This is a genomic window from Dyadobacter ginsengisoli DSM 21015, from assembly GCF_059568735.1.
The window spans coordinates 1636238-1656935 of the sequence record NZ_JCANTY010000001.1; the positions used below are offsets into that span (position 1 = coordinate 1636238).

Annotated in this window: 13 protein-coding genes and 1 pseudogene; all 14 read right to left on the reverse strand. The window is 49.6% G+C overall.

Annotated features, from left to right (window positions below; genetic code table 11):
• Nucleotides 1–35: 35 nt before the first annotated feature.
• A complete protein-coding gene (locus BP71_RS06230; RefSeq protein WP_496377684.1) occupies nucleotides 36–1445 on the reverse strand; it encodes a hypothetical protein in 1410 nt (469 codons plus the stop codon).
• A gap of 7 nt (nucleotides 1446–1452) precedes the next feature.
• Entirely contained in the window at nucleotides 1453–3102 is a 1650-nt protein-coding gene (locus BP71_RS06235; protein WP_496377685.1) for a RagB/SusD family nutrient uptake outer membrane protein, read from the reverse strand.
• Nucleotides 3103–3126: 24 nt separating this feature from the next.
• Nucleotides 3127–6471, reverse strand: a complete 3345-nt coding sequence (locus BP71_RS06240; RefSeq protein ID WP_496377686.1) for a SusC/RagA family TonB-linked outer membrane protein — start codon at nucleotides 6469–6471, stop codon at nucleotides 3127–3129.
• A gap of 75 nt (nucleotides 6472–6546) precedes the next feature.
• Nucleotides 6547–7530, reverse strand: a complete 984-nt coding sequence (locus BP71_RS06245) for a FecR family protein (RefSeq protein ID WP_496377687.1) — start codon at nucleotides 7528–7530, stop codon at nucleotides 6547–6549.
• A 134-nt stretch (nucleotides 7531–7664) separates the two neighbouring features.
• Nucleotides 7665–8255 (reverse strand): RNA polymerase sigma factor, encoded by a 591-nt coding sequence (locus BP71_RS06250; RefSeq protein WP_496377688.1) that lies wholly within the window; start codon nucleotides 8253–8255, stop codon nucleotides 7665–7667.
• Between the two features lie 217 nt (nucleotides 8256–8472).
• A pseudogene (locus BP71_RS06255) lies at nucleotides 8473–9036 on the reverse strand (YceI family protein).
• Nucleotides 9037–9174: 138 nt separating this feature from the next.
• Nucleotides 9175–9534, reverse strand: coding sequence for a high-potential iron-sulfur protein (locus tag BP71_RS06260; RefSeq protein ID WP_496377689.1), 360 nt, complete (start codon nucleotides 9532–9534; stop codon nucleotides 9175–9177).
• Nucleotides 9535–9592: 58 nt separating this feature from the next.
• Nucleotides 9593–11710 carry a PVC-type heme-binding CxxCH protein gene (locus BP71_RS06265; protein WP_496377690.1) on the reverse strand — a complete coding sequence of 706 codons (2118 nt, stop codon included), beginning with the start codon at nucleotides 11708–11710 and terminating at the stop codon, nucleotides 9593–9595.
• Entirely contained in the window at nucleotides 11710–13086 is a 1377-nt protein-coding gene (locus BP71_RS06270) for a DegT/DnrJ/EryC1/StrS family aminotransferase (RefSeq protein ID WP_496377691.1), read from the reverse strand. Before BP71_RS06270 ends, BP71_RS06265 begins: the two co-directional genes overlap by 1 nt.
• A gap of 46 nt (nucleotides 13087–13132) precedes the next feature.
• Nucleotides 13133–13933 (reverse strand): ThuA domain-containing protein, encoded by an 801-nt coding sequence (locus BP71_RS06275; RefSeq protein ID WP_496377692.1) that lies wholly within the window; start codon nucleotides 13931–13933, stop codon nucleotides 13133–13135.
• The gene (locus tag BP71_RS06280) at nucleotides 13930–14715 is read right to left on the reverse strand and encodes an amidohydrolase family protein (protein ID WP_496377693.1); all 786 of its coding nucleotides are present in this window, start codon (nucleotides 14713–14715) and stop codon (nucleotides 13930–13932) included. The genes BP71_RS06275 and BP71_RS06280 overlap by 4 nt, the downstream gene beginning before the upstream one ends.
• Nucleotides 14705–15640: an amidohydrolase family protein gene (locus BP71_RS06285; protein ID WP_496377694.1), complete on the reverse strand. Its 936-nt coding sequence runs from the start codon at nucleotides 15638–15640 to the stop codon at nucleotides 14705–14707. The genes BP71_RS06280 and BP71_RS06285 overlap by 11 nt, the downstream gene beginning before the upstream one ends.
• 69 nt (nucleotides 15641–15709) lie before the next feature.
• Complete coding sequence (locus tag BP71_RS06290; protein WP_496377695.1) at nucleotides 15710–17179, reverse strand: RagB/SusD family nutrient uptake outer membrane protein; 1470 nt, start codon at nucleotides 17177–17179, stop codon at nucleotides 15710–15712.
• Between the two features lie 18 nt (nucleotides 17180–17197).
• Nucleotides 17198–20677 carry a SusC/RagA family TonB-linked outer membrane protein gene (locus tag BP71_RS06295; RefSeq protein WP_496377696.1) on the reverse strand — a complete coding sequence of 1160 codons (3480 nt, stop codon included), beginning with the start codon at nucleotides 20675–20677 and terminating at the stop codon, nucleotides 17198–17200.
• Nucleotides 20678–20698 lie beyond the last annotated feature (21 nt).

Below are 20698 nucleotides of genomic sequence, written 5' to 3' on the forward strand. Positions count from 1 at the left end.
CCGGGTGTGCCGGCATGTCGGGCATGGTCACTTCACTATTTTTGTAATAGCTGAAACATGGCTTTCATCAGCACACCCTCCACTTCCGGCGCAACATTCGAGGCGCGATCGCTTACCTCATAGCCGCCTTTTTTATATGCGTCGGCTGTCCCGATGTAGCCTGCGCCCAGGTCGCCATAGGCAGCCATGGCCACAAAAAGGTCCGGTCTTTTCGCTTTGGCCGCAAGTTGGTATTCCACAAAAAGCTCCCCAGGCATATACAGTATCCTGGCATTTTTAAGTTTCAGACATGCCAGATCCAGCTTTTTGCCACTCTCGCAGCGTCGGAGCCAGGCAATCTTGCCCGCGTTTCCATTGTTTTCGAGCAGGGCCGCATTTCCTGATGCCAGGTTTTCTTTCACTTTGTAAAGATGTTTGGCAGGCGGTAATGCCACGGGAACTACCGTCCAGTCGATATCATCCGGTTTTATCACTTCACGTCTGGTGGCCTCCCAGGCAAGTTTCATACCTTCTGCCAGCCTTTCGGCGAAGAGAAGCCGGTTTTTGGGGGAGCCGTCGTTGTACTTACCGGCAGCGATGTTCCCGCCCGCTCCATTGAAATGAATGTGCAATGCTTCCGGCTCAGCGAGCTGGCGGTAAAAACGGGCTACACCCGGGAAATCGGGATTGACTACACCGGTTCGGTAATAGCTCTGAGGATGCGTGGCGTAGTATGATATTACGGCAACGGGCTTATCGCCATTCCAGAAACTCACCAGTGACAGCTCCGGGTCAATCAATCCTTCGGGTTCTGCGCGGATCGCCGGGTCTTTGGTCGTTGACATCCGGGTCACTCTTACATTGCCGTCAGGGCCATATATGTTCCTGTTGGAAGCGACCTTATACACTTTTGATTTCCCCAGCCCCAGGTGGGTAACTGGCCGGGAGTTGCTGATGGAATTTCTGACAGCCATTGTAAGCTCCCGCAGGGCCTGCCGAGGGAAGTCTCCGTTAAACTGGGTTGGATTAATGAACGCGGGATCGATCCCCGCCTCAAGAAGTACCTGCTCGGCACCGGCATCGTACCGGGGGGCATCGTGCTGGTGCAGCACATTCACACTTACGCGCTGCGGGGTCGTTCCGGCCGCAGCAGCTAACGCATTTTTGAACTCATCCATGCCTTCATTGCTGATACCAAGCCAGTCTACCGCACACAAAACAATGGGTAACCCTGACCCAAATAATACGATTCCTTTTGCCCTTAACCCCAGGTCCCATTTGTTGATTTCGGGATCGTAGGATAAATGGCTTCCCACGGGAGGCGTCACGTCAATATCAAAGGTCGATAACCGGACCGTGTCCGGCTGCGCCAGCGAGTTTTGAGCCAAAAGGAGTACCAGCCAGGCAAATAGCTGACAGATGTTCCTGATGTAATTTATTCCTGAACGGTCGCGGGCTCGACGCATATTGGTCTCAATAGTTTGGATTTTGTTTCAGCTTCGCATTTTTATCCAAAACAGCCTGCGGAATGGGCAGAAGGTAATTTTTGTTGGCAAAAAACAGCCTGCCGCCATTGGGCGCTTCTATTACCGAATATACCTTTTTACCGCCCTCTTTGACGATTTTCATTGCATGAAACTGGCCATTGAGTGTTGTTTCAGCCAATTTGAGCCTTAACAGGTCAGGCCAGCGTCTTTCTTCGAAGGCAAGTTCAACCCTTCTTTCCTGCTGGATAAATGCACGCATCTGCGCCTGTGTCAGGCCGGATTTTAGTGCCGGTAATCCCGAGCGCTCACGTACTTTGTTCACCGCACTGTAAACGGTAGCGTCAGGCCCGGCTTCTTCATTTTTTGCTTCCGCGTAGCTGAGCAGTACTTCTGCGTACCTGAAAATAATAAAGCTGGCGCTGCTGAGCCGCTGATCGCCGCTCGCAAATTCATACTTGGGATTCAGGCCTTTTTTGAGATAATAACCGGTGTTGGTAGCCTCGTTGGCGCTCGACAGGTCGAGGGTGTTTCGCGAACCCGACCCGATCCACATTTCCATTTCAAAACCCAGCCATTTACTTCCGTCATAGATAATGGACTGATAAAAACGCTTCTCGCGGTTCAGATACGGATTTTGGGGATCATAGCCCGACGCAGGGTCGGTAATAGGCAGTCCGTTTGCCATGTAATAGGAATCTACGATCTCCTGGGTGGGGTTCGGTGCACTCCACGCACGCTGTGTTCCACCTACCATCCAGGCCCCATGCAACCCTTCCCGGCTCGAACCCAATGTGGTTCCGCCCAGGTACGCTTTATCGAAAATGACTTCTACGTTATTGTTATTTTCCTCGAAAAATAACGTTTCAAGGTCCGGGAACAGGCTATACTTATTCAGGTCCATGACCTGCTTATTGGTAACAGCGGCAGTAGCCCATCTTGCTTTGTCATTTGACGGGTTTTTTAACGGGCTCGCCTGAAACAGTTCACACCAGCCTTTGAGTGTAAGTGCGGCACCTTTGCTGGCTCTTCCTTTATCGGCCGTGAGCGGCAGGTCGGCGGCAATGGCGGCGCATTCGTCGGTGATAAACTTAAACGTTTCATCCGACGTGCTGCGTTCTCTGAATATTTCATCGCCCTGCTCGGCGCGGTTCAATACCTCGGTGATAATGGGCACACCGCCGTAACGTATCCATAACAATTGATAAAAATAAGCTCTCAAAAACCGCGCTTCCGCAATGCGGGTGGTCTTCCAGGCTGCGGGTAATGCGCTTGCTGTGACCTTTTCGATAAAGAGATTGCATTTCCGGATTTTCGTGTAATTCGTAGTCCAGTCGTCACGGACCGAGCCTGGCGTATAACTTGATTTGGCGTAAGCCGTAAAACTGTAGCCTGATGAAGATCCCCGCATGGTATTGTCCGAAAAGCTCTCATCCGGATCGTTGGTGGTAAATGAGCCGGGCAGACTTCCGTAAATGTCATTCAGGAACATATCGGCATTGCCCGTCGTGGACCAGGCGTTGTTATCCGAGACCTGGTCGGTCGGTGAAACATCCAGGTAGTTGTCGCAGGAGGCAAGTCCGTAGCCCAGCAACAGCACGGCAAAGGCTGAATACAGGTAGTGATTTATGGCTTTCATGTCTGATTTTTTTGATCTGTTGAATTAAAAAGTAACGTTCATACCCAGTGAAACCACCCGTTGCTGAGGGTAATTAAGCCCCGAATTGACAATGTTCTCGGGATCGTAATTCACGATCTTTGTCCAGGTCAGCAGGTTTTGTCCCGAAACAAAAACGCGGGCGTTCTTCATATGCACTTTGCTCATCAGCTGTGAAGGAATGGAGTAGGAAAGCATGGCGCTCTTCAATCTCAGATAGCTCGAATTCCGCATCCAGAATGAAGACATCTGCGTATTGTTAGTGGTAGGCGCGCTGGTGATCCGGGGGTTCAATGCATTGGTATTTTCCGGTGTCCAGTAATTCAGGTTTTCTTTTACCGGTACCGTTCCTCCGTAGAAAGCCCATGCAGAATACAGACTGGTGTAGAAATTGGTTTTCGCAGCTCCCTGAAACAATAGGTTCAAAGACAGACCTTTATAGGAAATATTCGGCATTACCCCATAAATGATCTGCGGAACATCAGGCTTGCCGATCACCGTCTCATCATCCGTATTGATCACACCATCCCCGTTCATATCCTTGTAACGAATGTCGCCGGGAAGTACCTTCCCCCACGGCTGCGTGGCGATGCCGGGCTTCAATGCGCCGGTTTCGGTGAAGTCATCGACCTGGAAAAAGCCCAGGGATTGATAGCCAAACTGCGTGCCGAGCGGTCTTCCTGTTCTTTTCCGGTTTGGGTTACCAAACGTGGATGCGGTTTCAAAAACTTTCAGCAGCGTATTTTTTGCATATGTAAAATTCCCGGTCAGGGACACGTGCAGATCTTTGGTCACATTGTATTCAGTACCAATGGAAAGGTCGATCCCGCGGTTTTCCATCACACCAGCATTTACCTGGCTCAGCCCGATACCGTATTCTGCCGGAACGGTCACGTCTGGTGTGGTCAGCATATTGGATCGTTTTTCATAAAAATAGTCTGCCTCGATCGTCAGCAGGCCCTTCCAGAGTGTTGCCTCGAGGCCGATATCGGTTTTCTTGGCCCGCTCCCAGGTAATGTTCGGATTGGACTCCGCACGCTCGCTGATCCCCTGAACTGCCTTTCCGCCAAGAACATACGCCGGGCCATACACGCCATACGTACTCAGGTACTGAAAAGCGCTGCCGGCCAGTGCGCCCACTTCTCCATAAGATGCCCTCAATTTGAGGTTATTGATCCAGTTAACATTTCCTTTCATAAAATTCTCTTCCGAAATTCTCCATCCCAGCGAGAATGCAGGGAAAAAACCGAATTTTTGGCCGGGCGCGAAGTAGTAGCTGCCGTCATACCGTCCGCTGGCCTCGAAGAGGTATTTTCCATCATAATCATACTGCCCGCGGTAAACAAGGCCGACTTGTCTGGCTCTGGACGAACCGCCCGTGTTGGAAATATCCGCCTGATTGGAGCTACCCATATTCAGTTCGTCGATGCTCAGGCCGTAGTTTTTCCGGGTTGCCCCAAACGTATTCTGGTCATTTCCTTTTGCCTCAAACAGGCCTAAAAAACCGACATAGTGCTTACCAAATGAACGGCCATAATTCAGGCTTCCCTGGAATGTAAGTTGATTGGCGCGAACGTAACCCTCGGTCAGTTCGGCGGCAGCCCGCTCGCCATAAGAGACATTGTACTGCCCGGCAGCGTCCGGCGCCCATATCGCAACCGGGGTCAGCCAGTTTTTGTTAAAAGTTGTGGTCGGGTCATAGGCCACCGAACCTTTGAGTTTCAAACCCTTGATAAAGGTCAGGTCCTGCTCTACGGAAAGCTGCGAGAAAATCTGCGAAGTATTGATCTTACGATAACCATCCGTTTTGATTAATCCCGCCAGCAGGTTGCCTACCAGGCCATTTGGATGGATCTGGGTCCAGGTAGGGTTTGCATTGGTAATGGTAATAAACATCCTGTCGGTGGTCGACGACGGATAATGGTTGTTTTGCTCGCGGCCTTTCAGCGACAGCGAGACTTTGGTTGTTTTGGTAACCTGCGCATCCAGACTGAAATTAAGATTAAAACGATGCTGATAGGTAGCACCGAACAACCCGGCTTCATACTGATAACCAAGGCTTCCATAATATTGAACGAGGTCTGTACCACCCGAAACTTCCAGGTTGTGGCTGGTGAGGGCCGTATTCTTATTGACAAGGTCCCAAGGGCTGTTGTTCGGGAAATTTACAGGGTCCGAACCATCCTTGAATTTCTGAAGATCGGCGTCGGAGTATTTTGCCGGCAGGCCTTCGTTTTTGGAAGCCGCATTGAGCAGCGATGCATATTCGAACGAATTCGGATATTTTGTGAGTACGGTTGGGTTTTGAAATCCCATGTACCCATTGTAGGTGAGCGTCGGAGCGCCTGCTTTTCCTTTTTTCGTGGTCACCAGAATTACCCCGTTCGCGCCAGCCACACCATATGGCGCAACCGCCGCCGCATCCTTTAAAACCGTGATACTTTCAACTGAATTGGGATCCAGATCCTGAAACGCCCGCGGGATATTGTCGACTACCAGTAAAGGCTGACTGTTGCCCGTAGTGGCGATACCCCGGATGTAAATACTCGATGCGTCCCGGCCCGGCTCGCCAGAACCCTGACGAAAAATCACACCCGACATTCTGCCACCGAGTCCATTGCTCAGATTGGTAATCGGTGTGGACGCTACCTCGCTGCCTGTCATGGACGAAATCGCAGCAGTGACGGAGGTCTTTTTCTGCGTGCCGTACCCCACTACCACAAGCTCTTCCAATGCTTTTGTGTCGGGCAGCAAAACAACGTCCACAGAAGTCTTATTTCCCACAATAACCTCTTGGGGTACGTACCCGACGAAGGAAAAAATAAGAGTCAGCGTACCACTTGCTCTCTCGCTTTCGGAAACATCCAGTGAATAATCGCCATTTACGTCTGTCACAGTGCCGCGCTGGCCACCTTTCACCAGAATGCTCACTCCTGGTAATGCGCCTCCTTTTTCTTCGGTTACCCTGCCTTTCACGGGAACATCGGCATCCTGCGGTTGCTTGTCTGTACTTCCCGTTTGGTTCGCCTCTTTCATCGTGCTGATCAATATCCTTCTATCGACTTGCTTGTAAGTCAGCCGGTTAGGTGTAAGAAGTTGAATCAGGAGTTTTTCCACGGTAACCTTTCCGCCTTTGAGTTCCAGCTCATTGATATGCTTCACATCCTGCTTGCGGTACATAAACCGGAACGGGGTCTGCTGTTCGATATGATGGAATACATCTACGAGCGTACCGTTTTTCAGGGCGATGGCTACCTCTGCGGTTTCCAGATTCTGCCCGTTAAGGGTAGAGGCGTTCAGCAGTTGCGAAGTCGCCAGAACAGTCAGTGACAAAATCAGTGAAACTCGCATAAGCTTCTTCCATTTTCTAAAAGTAAAACTGTGCATAGGATTTGGGGTTAAGGATTAGGGAATACGGAGTAAGGGTTAGTTGGGGGAAATGATTACTTGTTTGTTTTCGGGATCCAATACATAACGCGCGTCGTTGAATTCCGTAATGCTTTTCAATACACTTTCAAGCGTTTCATCCTTTCCAAAAGTGGTGGTAAAACGCTGGCTTTTCAGCCTGTCACCATCGATCCGGATCTTAACCTGAAACCGTTCTTCGATAAGTCTGGCTGCATTCGAGACTGTCACGTCGTCGAACAAAAGATCCTCCCGCTTCCATTCAACCGCTTTTTCGGCATCTACTTTCGTCTGCACAGCTTCCCGGTTTGCGGTGTTATAAATGATCTGCTGATCGGGTATCAGCGTTCCAAAAGTTTTATCAGGATCGCTCACTTTTACCTTTCCCCGAGTAACGGTTACGATTATACTTTCATCTCCCGGCAACGCTTTAATGTTGAATGCCGTGCCGAGTACCGTCGTCGATAATTTGCCTGCATGTACGATAAACGGCTTGGCGGGATTGTGCCGGATGTCGAAATACCCTTCTCCCGAAAGGTATACCTCCCGTTTTTTCCTATTGTCGAATGAATCCGGATAATCGATTTTGCTACCTGCCGTGAGGATAACCGTGCTGCCGTCGGGGAGCTGGACAAAATTATTAGGCTTAATTACCTTCTGCTCGTTCTTTGCATAGGCAACCTCCGGCTCCGCTTTTTCATTGTATCTAAAAAAAAGAAAGGCAGAAGCCAGCAGAACGAGTACTGCCGCGGCATAGGCCGACCAAAGCGGGAGTTTCTTTTCCGCTACCGGAAGAACGATCTCCGTTTTCTCAGGCGACTTTTCATCAATGTATTGTTTGATTTCCAGCCCCAGTTTTTCCTGATCACTTTCCGGCATAGTATCCAGAATATCCGCCTGAATTTCAAATGCATTGTAGTATGCGTTAATCAGGTCGGCTTCTTCCCTGGTGGCTTTCCCCGTCCGGTATTTTTCCAGAATCTTTAAAAATTGTTCTTGCTGCATGTCAGGGTTTTGATCCTTTGAACATTCTGATTAATACCAGTTGAAATAACTGATCTTAACAGTATGTTCCGAAAAACCGAAATCCGCCCACGCCCGGGGGAAATATTTTTTTGTACTTTTTCGAAAAGCAGCTCTCAGGCCGCAAAAGAGAAGGAGCACATGCACGCCATCGCGATGAAAAGCGCGGTTTTTAGCTTCGACATCGCCCTGCCAAGCTGGTTACGGACCGTTTTTGGGGAAACGTTTAGCTTATCGGCGATTTCGTCACTGGAAAGATCATAATCGTAGCGCATCCGGAATATAACCTGCTGCTGCTGCGGAAACTGGTTCACGACATTGTCGAAAGCGGCGCGCAGCTCATTATACCGGACCTGCGCATCGGCATGGTCCCGCCGGCTTTCCAAATGCAGAAGCAGCTCCGGGATCGGGACAAATTTCTTCTCGCGCTCCATCCATTTCAACACCTGATTGCGGACCGCGACATAGAGGTAAGCCGACACATTGTCGATCGGGTGGGCCGAAGAACGCGAGGTCTGCTGAGTCCAGAACTGGATAAACACATCCTGGGCGATATCCTTTGCCTGATCATAATTGCCCAGGCGCTTGTAAGCTGCATTATATACGGCCTTCCAATGTTTCCGGTACAATGTGTCGAAAGCATCCCGGTTACCCTCCCGGATCTGAAGCATCAGCAGGCTGTCCTCTGTGGCGGATATTTCCCTCATCATTTTCGGCTTTAACCTTCACGGAAATTTATCCTAAAAGTATCGCGCGGTTTTTAGCAAAGCAAATTCCACAAAAATAATATTTTGAAGAATTAAATTGGGCATAATGAAGGAAGTAAAGGCGATTAGTTTGGTGGGAGCGTAAACCAGGGCCCAGTACTGATGTCCACCACATCGCTCTGCAATACAACGACGGGTGGACAATTTCTGTAATTAACTATGCCTGATTTTCTAGCTCCTGCACTGCAACCTCCTGTTTTGCAAGCTGCACATTGGCGAGGATCTTGATATGCTCGCCCAAAGCCAATCCTCCGGTTTCAGTCAGTGAGTTGAAAGTCACATTGAAATCCTTCCGGTCGATCGTGCCGGTTACTTCAAATCCCACCTTGGTATTGCCCCAGGGATCTCTTTCGGTTCCGCCCTATTCAGCTTCCAGTTCCACTTCCTTCGTGATTCCCTTGATAGTGAGATGGCCGGTCAGCTTATACAAATCCCCTTTGGACTTGGCAAATGAAGTGGATTTGAAGGTAAACTGAGGATAGGTTTCCGTTTCAAAAAAATCCCCGTTCTTCAAATGCTCGTCGCGCCCCGGCTGGCCGGTATCTACACTGTCGACATCGATCGTCAGCTCAATTTCTGCATTTGTAAAATCGTCGCCGTCGGTAACCGCGCTCCCGCTAAAAGACTTGAATGAACCTGTTACAGTTGAAATGACGAGATGTTTTACCTTAAACTGTACTTCGGAATGCAGTGGATCAATATTCCAGATAACTTTTGACATCAGACTAAAATTTAAATATGAATGATCGTGTTTGACAGTATAAACTTAAAGATCATTACTATTTAAAGTATAGTAGTATACAAAAGATTAGCGGTAACCTGTGGTATAGTAAGTAATCTGAACGTTACCGGATTTCTCCTAAACCTGCGGCACCCAGTAGGTACAATTCCCTTCGGGCGAAACCGGACCGGCGAAAAGCAGGCAGCCGCCGCATTCTTTTCCCTCGGCAACGGGTACCCATAGTTTACAGGCATCGCATTGCTTGTCGGGTGACGGGGCCAGATTGACATAACCTAATGCTTTCCTTTTTTCAACATCCACGGGGTCCACGCCAGTCAGATCGTCGCAGGGATTTTCCTTGGCGGCCTTTGGAATCGCCGCTTTTGAAACTGTCTTTTTACTGCTCCCACAACTTGCCAGCAGCACCATACCTGCGCCGGTCATTCCCAGCGAGCAGCATTTTTGCAGAAAAATCCTGCGACTTTTTATCTCACCCATACTATTCAAATTTCAGGTCGGATATGCTCACCCGACCGCTCGTTTTCAATTTTATTTATCAAATATCCAATGCCTTACGTACCGATTCCACTGCCTTCTTTACATTGTCGGCGCCGTCGTTGCTCCATTTCTGTAAGGTTTTGCTCACACCTTTATCGGGGGCTGATTTATTCTTCGATCTTTTGATCCCTTTTGCCAATCCGGTCAAAGCCGCTGCCTGCATATCCTTATCCGCATTTTCCAGCGCGGAAAGCAGCTTTCCCATTTCATTTTTCCCATTCCGTGCCCCGGCAATATATCCGAGGTCTTCCACATACTTCAGTTTGCCCGGCGTTGAATTTTTGAAAACGTTACGGCTACCAAGCATTTCCGTGAATTCAGGCGATGAGCCTGGCAGTGAACTCAGTACAGCCAGTCTGAACATGGGTTCTTCGATATTTTTTTCCGCAATCTGTGCCAAAGCAGCCATCGCTTCTTTACCGGTAAACTGCCCCAGGCTCAAACAGGCCTGATAAGCAACCTGCGGGTTTGCATCCGTAGTCAGGCGTATTACATCCGGCAGAAAGTCGGAGGATTTTTCAGCCAATACCAGCGCGTGTTCGCGTAAACCGGGATTCTTGTTGCTCAATGCGGCTTTTATCAATTTCGCATCCAGTGCATTCATACCGTCCAATGCATAAAATGCATGTAATCGGGCATTTGCGTCGGGACTTTCAGAGAAGACATTTTGCAGTGCGGGCACTACACTTTTATCCTGCTTTTCAAGTAACAACCGCTGCGCATTCAGCCGCCACCATTGGTTGGGATGGTTTAATAATGCGGCCAGTTCTTCCGGCTTTTCTCCGTCCAGATCAGGAATCGCAACGCTGCGTTTCTCCCCTCCTTTTGGGAAAATCCGCCAGATGCGCCCGTACTGTTCGCCATTTGCGAAATCCATGTCTTTTTTCAGGTCCTCCGGAATCGACACCGGCGTTTCGATATGCTGGCGGTACATATCCACCACGTACAGATATCCGTCGGGCCCGGAAGTGAAATTCGCCGGCCGGAACCAGCCATCCGAGGAAGCCAGAAATTCCTTATCCTCCTCGCCATCGGCCCGTGTAGCTATAAATGCAGCCTGTCCGGGAACCGACCTGATCACGTCCCGATGGACCAGGTTACCAGCTACTTCACCCGTAAAAATGTTACCGTAAAATTCCTTTGGAAATCCGTCGCCGCCATAAAAAGTAGCCCCCGAAGCACCCGTAAAATGGTCGCGGGCATATTCTTTATAACCCGTTTTCATTGAATCGTATTTGGCCTGCCGCCGGTCGCTCCGCTGCTGTCGCCAGTAGGGTGTCGGCGACTTCTGGAACATTTCGAGCTCGTGGTCCGAAATGTTGACGTCGGTGCGGTAGCTGGACATAAAATCGTGGCGATGTGCATAACGCCAGGCAATGGGCGATTGCTGGATATGCAGCGTATTCTGCGTGTAAAACCGGTGTCCGCCATCATCCAGCGCCTGTCCGAACTGACCCGTCCCCGACTCCACTTCAAAAAGTCCCAGATCCGGACGGAACCGGAAATTCCCTCCGGCGACATTCACAGCCGATTTTTCCGGATGTTTCCTGGAAGTGATCGTCCCGGCCTGTCCGTTGTTGTTGGCATAAACCCAGTTATCCGGCCCGAAACGAAGACTGGTGATCTGAGCCTCTGAATTTTTGGCGAAAAAACCGGTGAAAAGAACTTCTCTCGTATCGGCTTTGAAATCGCCGTTTTCGTCCTTTAAATACAAAATATCCGGCGCGGCAGTCACGATAATGCCGCCTTTCCATGGCAAAACGGAAGTTGCACTGGGCAATGCTTCTGCAAAAACATAGGATTTGTCTACCTTACCATCGCCATTGGTGTCTTTCAAAAGCCGGATACGCCCCTTGAAATTTCCCGGTTTTGCATCATAGGGATAATCCCCCATTTCCACCACATAAATATTTCCTCTGCCATCAAATACCATATCGATCGGCGAGAGTACTTCCGGTTCCACTACAAATGGCTCAACTCCAAAAGCATCATGAAGCTGGAACGTCGCCATTTCCTGCTCGGGCGAAAGTGCATTGGTGTAACGTTGCGATATGCCCGGCAGGGTCGCTGCGGTCAATATCAAAAGTGATGCAGCTTTTACGTATTTCAAATTCATTAATTGTCGAGTTTTTTAATTTGCTCTGCGTTCTTATGCACTTTTTCAATGGCCCCTGCGATCGATGCCATATCTTCCTTTGTACCCAAAAGCATGTTCTGGGTGAACCATACCGCTTCGTCGGCGCATAGCTTGTCGTTCAACGGGCATTTATTTCTTTCATTATAGCTGTTGATATCCAGCATTTCCTTCGGATACATTTTCTTAAAATTCGTCGATCCGAATGTGTCTTTTATAAAAGGCTGGGTGTTCAATGGAATGTAGCCGCTGGAACAGGGGACGCCCTCGGCGCGCATTGCTTTCAGGAACGCAGCACGCGGTAAATCTTTAAAAGCCGATTTTTCGTACCGGAATGCAAAGAGGTGAAATGCGGCGCGTGTGACGTTCTTGTACATTTGATATGGCAAAATCCCCGGAATGTCTTTGATCTGCGATTTCAGATATGCTGCATTCACGTTCCGGGTGGTGGTTTCGGCATCGAGACGCTTTAACTGGGCAATGCCGATCGCCGCCTGGTATTCGGTAAACCGGACTTTGGTGTTCTGCATAATGCTGCCGGTTCCGACTACTCCCACCGCGGTTCCGTACGGTGTACCCAGGTTGGAGTAAGAAAAACAACGGTCCATAAACCCATCGTTATTGCTCACAATCGCCCCGCCTTCACCGATGGGCAGGTTTTTGGAATTTTGAAAACTAAAACAGCCCGCGTCCCCGATGGTGCCTACCTTTTGTTTGTTCACCTCCGCCAAATGCGCCTGACACGCATCTTCAACTACGAGAAGCTTATGTTTTCTCGCAATCGCCATGATCGCATCCATGTCCGAGGGCAGGCCCAGAATGTGTACAACCATAATGGCTTTGGTACGGGGCGTGATCTTCGCCTCGATTTTGGACGGATCCATTTGAAAAGTCGCCGGGTCCACGTCCACGAAAACAGGCATGGCGCCATTCGACAGAATGGATGAAACCGTCGAAATAAAAGTATATGGCGGGACGATCACTTCATCGCCGCCTTTGACATTCAGCTGATTGAGCGCCACAACCAATGCATTGGTACCATTTACAACTGACAAACAACGTTTTGCCCCGAGCGCCGCGGCCCATTCTTTTTCAAACTGCGTCACTACGCCGGCCCGCGACCATACGCCGCTCCGGACCACTTCCAGCAATTGTTTCTCGTCGGTTTCAGGGTTCCAGACCGGCCATTTCGGCCATTTTACCGGATCCCAGGCTGATTTCCCACCGAGTATGGCAGGTTTCTGCAAGCTGGTAATACCAGCCGCCATGGTAATGTTTGGAGCTAAAACGGCGGTGATACCCGCAACCGAGCTTTGCTTCACAAATTCCCGTCTCGTCAATGTTTTTATTTTTTTCATTTAACTAATGTCTCAAATGATGAATTGTTTGTCGGACCTACCCCTCTTACCGACCGTCAATTGCCCAGGCGATCGCATTGACCAGCAACGTATTGAACTGACTTTCCGAGAAATCCGCAGGGTAACCTAATGTGGTGTAAAAAATCCGGCTTTTACCAGCCATTCTGGTCCACGCTACCGGCTGCGTTTCCTCCCCCGCTTTTCCATTCAAAAGAACTACTGCTTTTTTGTCAACCAATGGAGTTACCCGGTACAAATTTCCGATGCTGTGATAACCGCCTGACCTGAAGTTTTTCAGGATCGGGTGGTTGGAAGCTCCCGGGGCAACGGACACTTCAGTACCAAGTTCCACAGGCCCATACCCGTAGTTCCCACAGCCCAGTATATCCGCCACAAATTCCGGCCAGGCCGAGAAATCCTTCCCTACTTCTCCCCGCGTGGTAAATGCGTGGTTGCCGGTACGAATCGCCACGAGCGGCCCGCCGTTTTTGAGATAATCCTTAAAAAGCTGCATTTGCGCATGTGACAGGGCAATTCTTCTTGAAAACAAAACGACCAGGTCCGCCTTTTTCAGGATTTCCATTCCCGGAAAACGGAATGCATTATTGGTACCTTCTCCCAGCAGAACGGTTACTTCATACTGATTGGCAGCCCTGAGTTTTTGTGCAAAAACTGGGATCGTTTTGTGGGCTTCGTAGTTGAGTGAATCCTCGCTGATCAGAAAAACCACGTGCGGCTTTTTCCCGGGCTGCGCATTCTTCTCTTCCGAAAATGCAGTTGCCAGAGCAATCTCCACAGCCGCCAGCGTCATAAATACCAGCAGCAAACATCTGAATATTACAGTCATATTTTTAGCAAGCGTTTGATATTTTCGGACCTTAAAAGGTCTTTCGTTTTTACATCCGCTTCATGATCCCGCAATGATTCCACACGGAGCAATCCAGTACGATAGTCGAAAATGGGAGAATGGGTACCGAATGCGAATTTTTCCTTGCCAAACCGAACCAGCAGGTTCCCAAGATCGGCCATATTCCGCCCGGAGGTGTCCATGACGAAATCGAGGTTTTTAAAAACAGCCTGCTCATCGGCATTGAGCGCAGTACTGTTGGCTACATTCAGGATCAGGTATTTTGCATCCGGTACCGCTTTCAATATCGGTAAAATGTCTTTGAGCGACCATTCTTTTTCCACATCCAGCCACGAGCTGGGGCGCGCATCGACCATCCGGAGTGAAAGCGCCACTACCATGCCTTTGTCCCGCGCCATTTTTACCAGCTCGATACAAAACGGATTGTTCAACTCGTATCCGTGGTAAATTGGATGCAGCCGTATTCCCTTCATGCCCAGCCTGGTACTGCATATTTCCAGGTCGTCTTTCCAGCCATTATAGATCGGGTTGATGACGGCGAAGGGGACAAAACGGTCACCAAACTGCTTGCTGGATTTGATTTCATCGTACAATTCCTCGTTGGCGTGCTGGGTATTTTTGTAAAAAACCCCATTGAGATTACTCACCACGGAAACATCGATATCATAATTCTTCATCCGCTCCAGAAGCCCTTTGCAGGTATTGTCTTTGAGCTGCCGGAACGGCCAGTGACCTACATATGCATTGCTATCAATCAACATGGTGACCCGACTTTTTTAAGATGTTGTTATAATTTTCAAAAAAGATCTTCTTACGCTGGACTTCCGTCAGGTTTGCGGCGATCATGCCGCCAACACCCTGGTAAAACCCATTGTCACATCCAAAAAGCAGCCTGTCTTCGCCGATATAGCGTAACGCGAAATCGATCATATTACCCTCATTATTACTTCCTGAAACATCCACATATACATTAGGTGAATCTTTGAGTGCTTTGCAGGCATCTTCCCAGTCGATCCCACCGCCGATGTGTGCAAACTGGAACATCGCTTCCGGGAACCGCCTTGCTGCATCTACAAAATCTTCCGGTATGGATATATTCTTAGGCTCACGCGCATTGAATTTCACCCTTGCCTTCCCGATCGGCGAGTGCATGAGAATGATCATTTTCAGATCAATGAATTTTTCGATAATAGGGTAAAAAAGCGGGTCATTTATTTTAACGTGGTTATAAAGCTTCATCCCGACAAAACCGCGGTCAACGCATCGCTTTATTTCATCCAGGCTTTCCTGTTTGTGGGTCGGGTTCAATGTCAGCATACCATTCAGCCGGTCGGGGAATTCTTTCATCGCGCTGTAAATGATTTCATTACAAGCTTTGAATTCAGAAGGCAAACCTTCGCTTCCCGGTGCCATGGGCCTGGATACCATGAGCTTTTGAATCCCGAGGCGGTCCGCGAAATCCACGACTTCTTTCGGGGTACCGTGCCCGTGGCCCACGTGTGCGTGCGCATCTATTTTTTTGTACCGCATAACCTCCTCCATCAGAGGCATTCTTTTTGGCATTGCAGGCGCGCTTTCCTCTGTTCCCGGGTAGGCACGACCGGCCAAGTGGGTGGTCGTGGCGATGCCCACCGTGGAAGCCACAGTACCAGCCATGAAATTGCGTCGACTGATCAGTCCAGCCATATTAAAATTGGGGTTTAAGAATGAAGGCCCGGTGAAGCCGGTCAGGGTTTCGCCGGGTCCCGAAATAGGTTAGTATCCGTCGTTCTGAACAAGCACACCTGCATTGGCCAGCTCGATCTGGTTGTTTGGGATCGGGAAATATTTATAATTGGCTTTGGGCGCCAGGGTTACCTTTTGCGGTTCTTTGGTAACCGGATTGTAGCCCCATTCAACATTTGCGAGGACGGTCATAAAACGGTTGGTCCGGACGAGATCAAACCAGCGCTCGTTTTCCATCACGAATTCCAGCTGACGTTCCAGTAACAGTTTGTCTGTAAAAGCCGCAGGCGTGGCAATGTCCGCCATCGTATAATTGAAGGCAGTTCCTTTGAATGATCGCGCCCGTACTTTATTAAGTTCGGCAAGCGCCTCAGCCGGCTGGTTCAATGCATATAAAACTTCTGCTCTCAGCAACAATACATCTGCATATCGCATCACCGGGATATCAAGTCCGGAAGAATTGGGAGTATGCGGCACGGCGAATTTGCTGATGTATGGATACCAGTTCTCCGGTGCTTCCGCCGGGCTTTTGGGTGATTTCCAGTACTCGGTAACGGTTGCTTTTTTGCGTGAATCCTGCGGCAGGAACAGTTTCATCAGGCTCCATGAAGGAAATACATTCTCGCCGCCACTCGCAGATATGCCCGTCACGCCGAAGTATGGCAGGAAGTCCGTAGAAATGGTATTCCCGTTTGTTCCTCCAATGTACCTCATCGCGAACACAATCTCATTATTGTCTTCGGTTTCTTCTTTCCACAAAGAAGCGTAATCAGCCTGGAGCGCAAAACCGTAGCCTGTCATCATATCCAGGTAGATTTTTGCATTGTTCCAGTCTTTCCGGTACACATATACTTTTCCCAGCAACCCAACCGCCGCCGCCTTACTGGCCCGGCCACTGGCAATTTTATCTTTTAAGGGTAAAAGGTCGATGGCCGCTTTCAGGTCTTCGATTACCAGGCTGTAAATTTCTTCCTCGCTCGCCCTGCCTGTGGATTTACTCTCTTCCACCGAAAGCATGGTGGTGATCTTAGGTACATCGCCGAATGTCCTCACCAGGTCGAAATAGAACAATGCCCGCATAAACCTTGCTTCCCCCGTCAGCTGCTCTTTTTGTCCCGCCGCATAATCGATGGGGCGATCTATGTTTGCAAGTACTGCATTGGCCCGGTAGATACCGTTGTAAGTTTCCACCCAAAAGCCTGCAAACAGCTGGTTTTCGGATGAAAAAGCCAGGGTATTCAATTCATCCAGGCCTCCGATATTGAAATAGCCCGTCCGGTGAATATTGTCGGTGGGCATTTCAAGAACGGCCCAGTCCCTTTGCTTGCGGGTTTGATAACGGTTGTATATACCCAGTACCGCGCCATTGATATCCTGTGCCTTCTGGTAAAAGTTGACTTCCGTCAAAGTAGACTCCGGCGTCAGGTTCAGCACGCTGTCGTCGCATGCAGAGAATGTAAAGGCCAGAAACAGCAGGCTTAAATATTTGTAACTTTTCATCACGATGTTTTTTAGCAATTAAAAATTGATATTCAAACCAAGTGCATAAATCCGGTTGATAGGCTCGGCGCCGTTGTTGAAGCCCGGCGTACTGTTGATACCGTTGATCTCCCCATTGGTAAAGCCCTCCGGATTGTATCCGTGGAAGCCTTTCTTCGTAAACATCTTTGGATTGCTGACAGACACGTAAATTCTGCATGTGGTCATCCGTAATTTCTGGGCAACGGTGGAAGGAAGTGTATATCCAAGGTTGATATTCCTGATCGCTAAAAAGGAAGCGTCTTCCAGATAATAATCGGTATTGGAAACATAGGCCAGCTGGCTCAGCGCTGTCGCCGGAGACATGCCGTCGCCGGGCTCCTGCGCCGACCACCATTGATCTTCAATAAGCGATTTTCGCATCGCGCTCACCGTCGCTCCCTGGTAGTACAGGTTTTCCAGGTTGTACATTTTTGCGCCCAGCGAAGCCTGCATGATAATGCTCATGTCAAAGTTTTTCCACCTGAAATCATTCACCATACCCATAAACAGCTTAGGCTGGTAATTGCCCAGGATCTGGCGGTCAGCAGGATCGATCTTGCCGTCTTTGTTCACATCCTCGATCTTGGTATTTCCCGGCTTCGAGCCGACGATCACCGCAGAATTTTTCACATCTTCGTCGTCTTTCAGTACACCGATCATTTTGTAACCATAGTAAGAAAACATGGGCTCCCCTACGCGCAGCAGCCAGCCCATTCCGCGGGTGTGCGTATAAATCACCTCATTTACGCCACCGAGGCTAACCACTTCATTTCTGTTACGTGCGAGGTTAAAGGATGTTTCCCATTTGAATGCCTTAGCAAAGTTCTTGGTGCGGATTTCCAGCTCGATACCGCTGTTTTTGATGTCGCCTATGTTGACCATGGAATTGGTAAAGCCGGAGATGGCGGGTATCGATACATCATACAGCAGATCGTTGGTTTTTTTGATATAATAATCCACACCAATGTTCAGCCGGCCTGTGAAAAGTCCCAGGTCCACACCAAAGTTCTGGCTGGCCGTCCTTTCCCATTTCAGCTTGTCGTTACCAAAGGAAGTCTGCGCCTGACCTTTTGTGAGTACTCCCCCCGGTGAATAATACATGTCGCTGATCGCTCCCAGGTAGCGAAAGTCACCGATATTGAAATTACCCACAACCCCGAAGCTCGCACGCAGCTTGAGGTCGCTGACAACCGGCAGCGCTTTCATGAAATTCTCTTCGGAAATCCGCCAGGCCACAGAAGCGGAAGGGAAAGATCCCCACCTGTTTTTAGGGCCGAAACGAGAACTTCCGTCAGTCCTGAATGATGCCGAAAGCAGATACTTATCTTTAAATGCGTAATTGACCCGACTGAAATAGGAAGCCAGCCCCCAGCGCGATTTGCTGGTATAGGTCGCAGTAGGCGAGATAATTGCGTTGTTGAGCGTATGGATGATGTCGTTGCTGAAACTTCCCGGCAGCACGCCCATCGCGGCAACTCTGGAAGTCGCTTTCTGGTACGATGCGCCCAGCAATGCATTGAAGCTGTGTTTCTCGTTTAAGGTTTTGGAATAGCTGAGCACATTTTCGTTGATCAGGTTGAAATTCCGGGTATCCATCGCCGAGCCGGTACTGTTGTTGTTGGAGTTGGCATAGGGCGCGGAATAGTTTTCTGCTGTATTGTAGGTAATGTTGCCGCCCGCAGAAGAGCGCAGCGTCAGCCCGTCCAGCAGGTTCAGGGAAAGGTAAATCTCTCCCACATTATTAAGCCCGGAGGAAGTATTCGAGGTGCCTTCAAGTGTGGCCAGCGGGCTCACCTGTCCTGAAACCTGCGTCCCCCAATAGTCTAGCGGACGTGGATAAGTACCATTCGGGCGCTTTTCGGGTGATACGAACGGTGCGGTTTTAACGACTGCCTCCATGGAAACCGGCGACGTGCGGCGCTGGTTAAAATTTGGGTTGAGCGACACACCGGCATTGATCACTTTGTTGATCTTCGCATCGATATTGGCGCGAAGCGAATACGTTTTAAAATAGGTATTGAGCAATGTACCGCGCTCGTTTTTCACGGTACCTGATATGTAGTAATTGACCTTGTCGTTCCCGCCCCTCACCGATAGGTTATAGTTCTGGATCGGTGTGGAATTCAGTAAAATGTCCTCCCATATATAGTTACCTTCTCCAATAACCGGGTTGACCTGAAAATTGGCCGGTCGGCGCGGATCTCCCCAAAGCGGCAACGAAACGTCACCCCCCTGCCAGGCATAATCCCGGTTGATGTAACGTGCGATATAATCATGATACTCCTGCCCGCTGATCCAGTCTTTATGCCCGATTGCCCTGCCTATACCTGCATAAGCGTTAAAATTAAGCTGCGGCTTTCCTTCCTTACCCTTTTTGGTAGTCACAATAATCACCCCGCCGGAACCCCGCGATCCGTAAATGGCCGCCGACGATGCATCTTTCAGGACTTCAATGGATTCCACATCGTTCATGTTGACATTGACCAGGTCGCCTCCGGGAAAACCGTCGATCACAACCAGTGGATCATTGCTGGCGGTGATAGAACCTGCGCCCCGTATCCGGATAATTGGCGCGGCTCCCGGCGTGCTGCGCGGGGTGGAAATATTGACCCCCGCCAGACGTCCCACCAGCGCGGTTTCTGCCCTGCCGGCTGGTATCTGGTCCAGTATCTTATTCTCAACCTTGGATATTCCTGCTGTAACAGAGCTTTTTTTCATCGAACCATACCCCACCACCACGAGTTCTTCAAGCGATTTCGTATCGACCTGAAGTACCACGTCCATCACATTTTTGTTGCCCGGATCAATCTCCATGGGTACGTACCCGACAAAAGAGAAAATAAGCTTTGTGTTTTCCTTACCAAGATATTCATCGGGAATGGTCAGGCTGTACCTGCCATCGGCGCCCGTGGTAGTACCCCGTTGCGAACCTTTGATCACGATGCTCACACCCGGAAGAGGCGTTCCTCCAACATCGGTGACGCTGCCTGTTAACACTTTTTCAAAAGAATGCGGAGTAGTGCCCTGCGAATTTTTACCGGCCTCCGGCAGAGGATCACCCGGACGCAATATGACCGAATTGCTGCCCTCGGGCTCCCTGATCGTCGTGTTGTTACTTTCTGCAGGTGTGCCGGAACGGAGCGGCAATATGGCGTAACCTCCCCCTTTCAGTTTTTTATACCGCAGGTTCATATCCGGCAATACTTTTTTCAGGATCAGTTCCAGATTTTCTTCATCAGAAACCGGCCCGGCAACCGTTTTGTTTTCAATCAATGATTTCTCGTAAACGAAATTGGTTTTGTACTTCTGTTCCAGTTTGCCCAGTAAAGTGATCAGGCTGTTTGCCTCCTGACGGGTTGCGGGCTTGCTGGCGTGGGCATTGCTGGATGCCAGAAAATCCTGCGCTAAAGCCTTCTGAATGTCGCAGGTCAGCAACGTCAGCGCAATAATGGCGAAAAAGGAAAGGTGTATTTTCATAATTTGCTCCGGGAGTAGGTG

Coding starts and splice junctions, on each gene's coding strand:
- BP71_RS06230 (WP_496377684.1), bottom strand. CDS start 1,445: ATGCGTCGAGCCCGCGACCGTTCAGGAATAAATTACATCAGGAACATC.
- BP71_RS06235 (WP_496377685.1), bottom strand. CDS start 3,102: ATGAAAGCCATAAATCACTACCTGTATTCAGCCTTTGCCGTGCTGTTG.
- BP71_RS06240 (WP_496377686.1), bottom strand. CDS start 6,471: ATGCGAGTTTCACTGATTTTGTCACTGACTGTTCTGGCGACTTCGCAA.
- BP71_RS06245 (WP_496377687.1), bottom strand. CDS start 7,530: ATGCAGCAAGAACAATTTTTAAAGATTCTGGAAAAATACCGGACGGGG.
- BP71_RS06250 (WP_496377688.1), bottom strand. CDS start 8,255: ATGAGGGAAATATCCGCCACAGAGGACAGCCTGCTGATGCTTCAGATC.
- BP71_RS06260 (WP_496377689.1), bottom strand. CDS start 9,534: ATGGGTGAGATAAAAAGTCGCAGGATTTTTCTGCAAAAATGCTGCTCG.
- BP71_RS06265 (WP_496377690.1), bottom strand. CDS start 11,710: ATGAATTTGAAATACGTAAAAGCTGCATCACTTTTGATATTGACCGCA.
- BP71_RS06270 (WP_496377691.1), bottom strand. CDS start 13,086: ATGAAAAAAATAAAAACATTGACGAGACGGGAATTTGTGAAGCAAAGC.
- BP71_RS06275 (WP_496377692.1), bottom strand. CDS start 13,933: ATGACTGTAATATTCAGATGTTTGCTGCTGGTATTTATGACGCTGGCG.
- BP71_RS06280 (WP_496377693.1), bottom strand. CDS start 14,715: ATGTTGATTGATAGCAATGCATATGTAGGTCACTGGCCGTTCCGGCAG.
- BP71_RS06285 (WP_496377694.1), bottom strand. CDS start 15,640: ATGGCTGGACTGATCAGTCGACGCAATTTCATGGCTGGTACTGTGGCT.
- BP71_RS06290 (WP_496377695.1), bottom strand. CDS start 17,179: ATGAAAAGTTACAAATATTTAAGCCTGCTGTTTCTGGCCTTTACATTC.
- BP71_RS06295 (WP_496377696.1), bottom strand. CDS start 20,677: ATGAAAATACACCTTTCCTTTTTCGCCATTATTGCGCTGACGTTGCTG.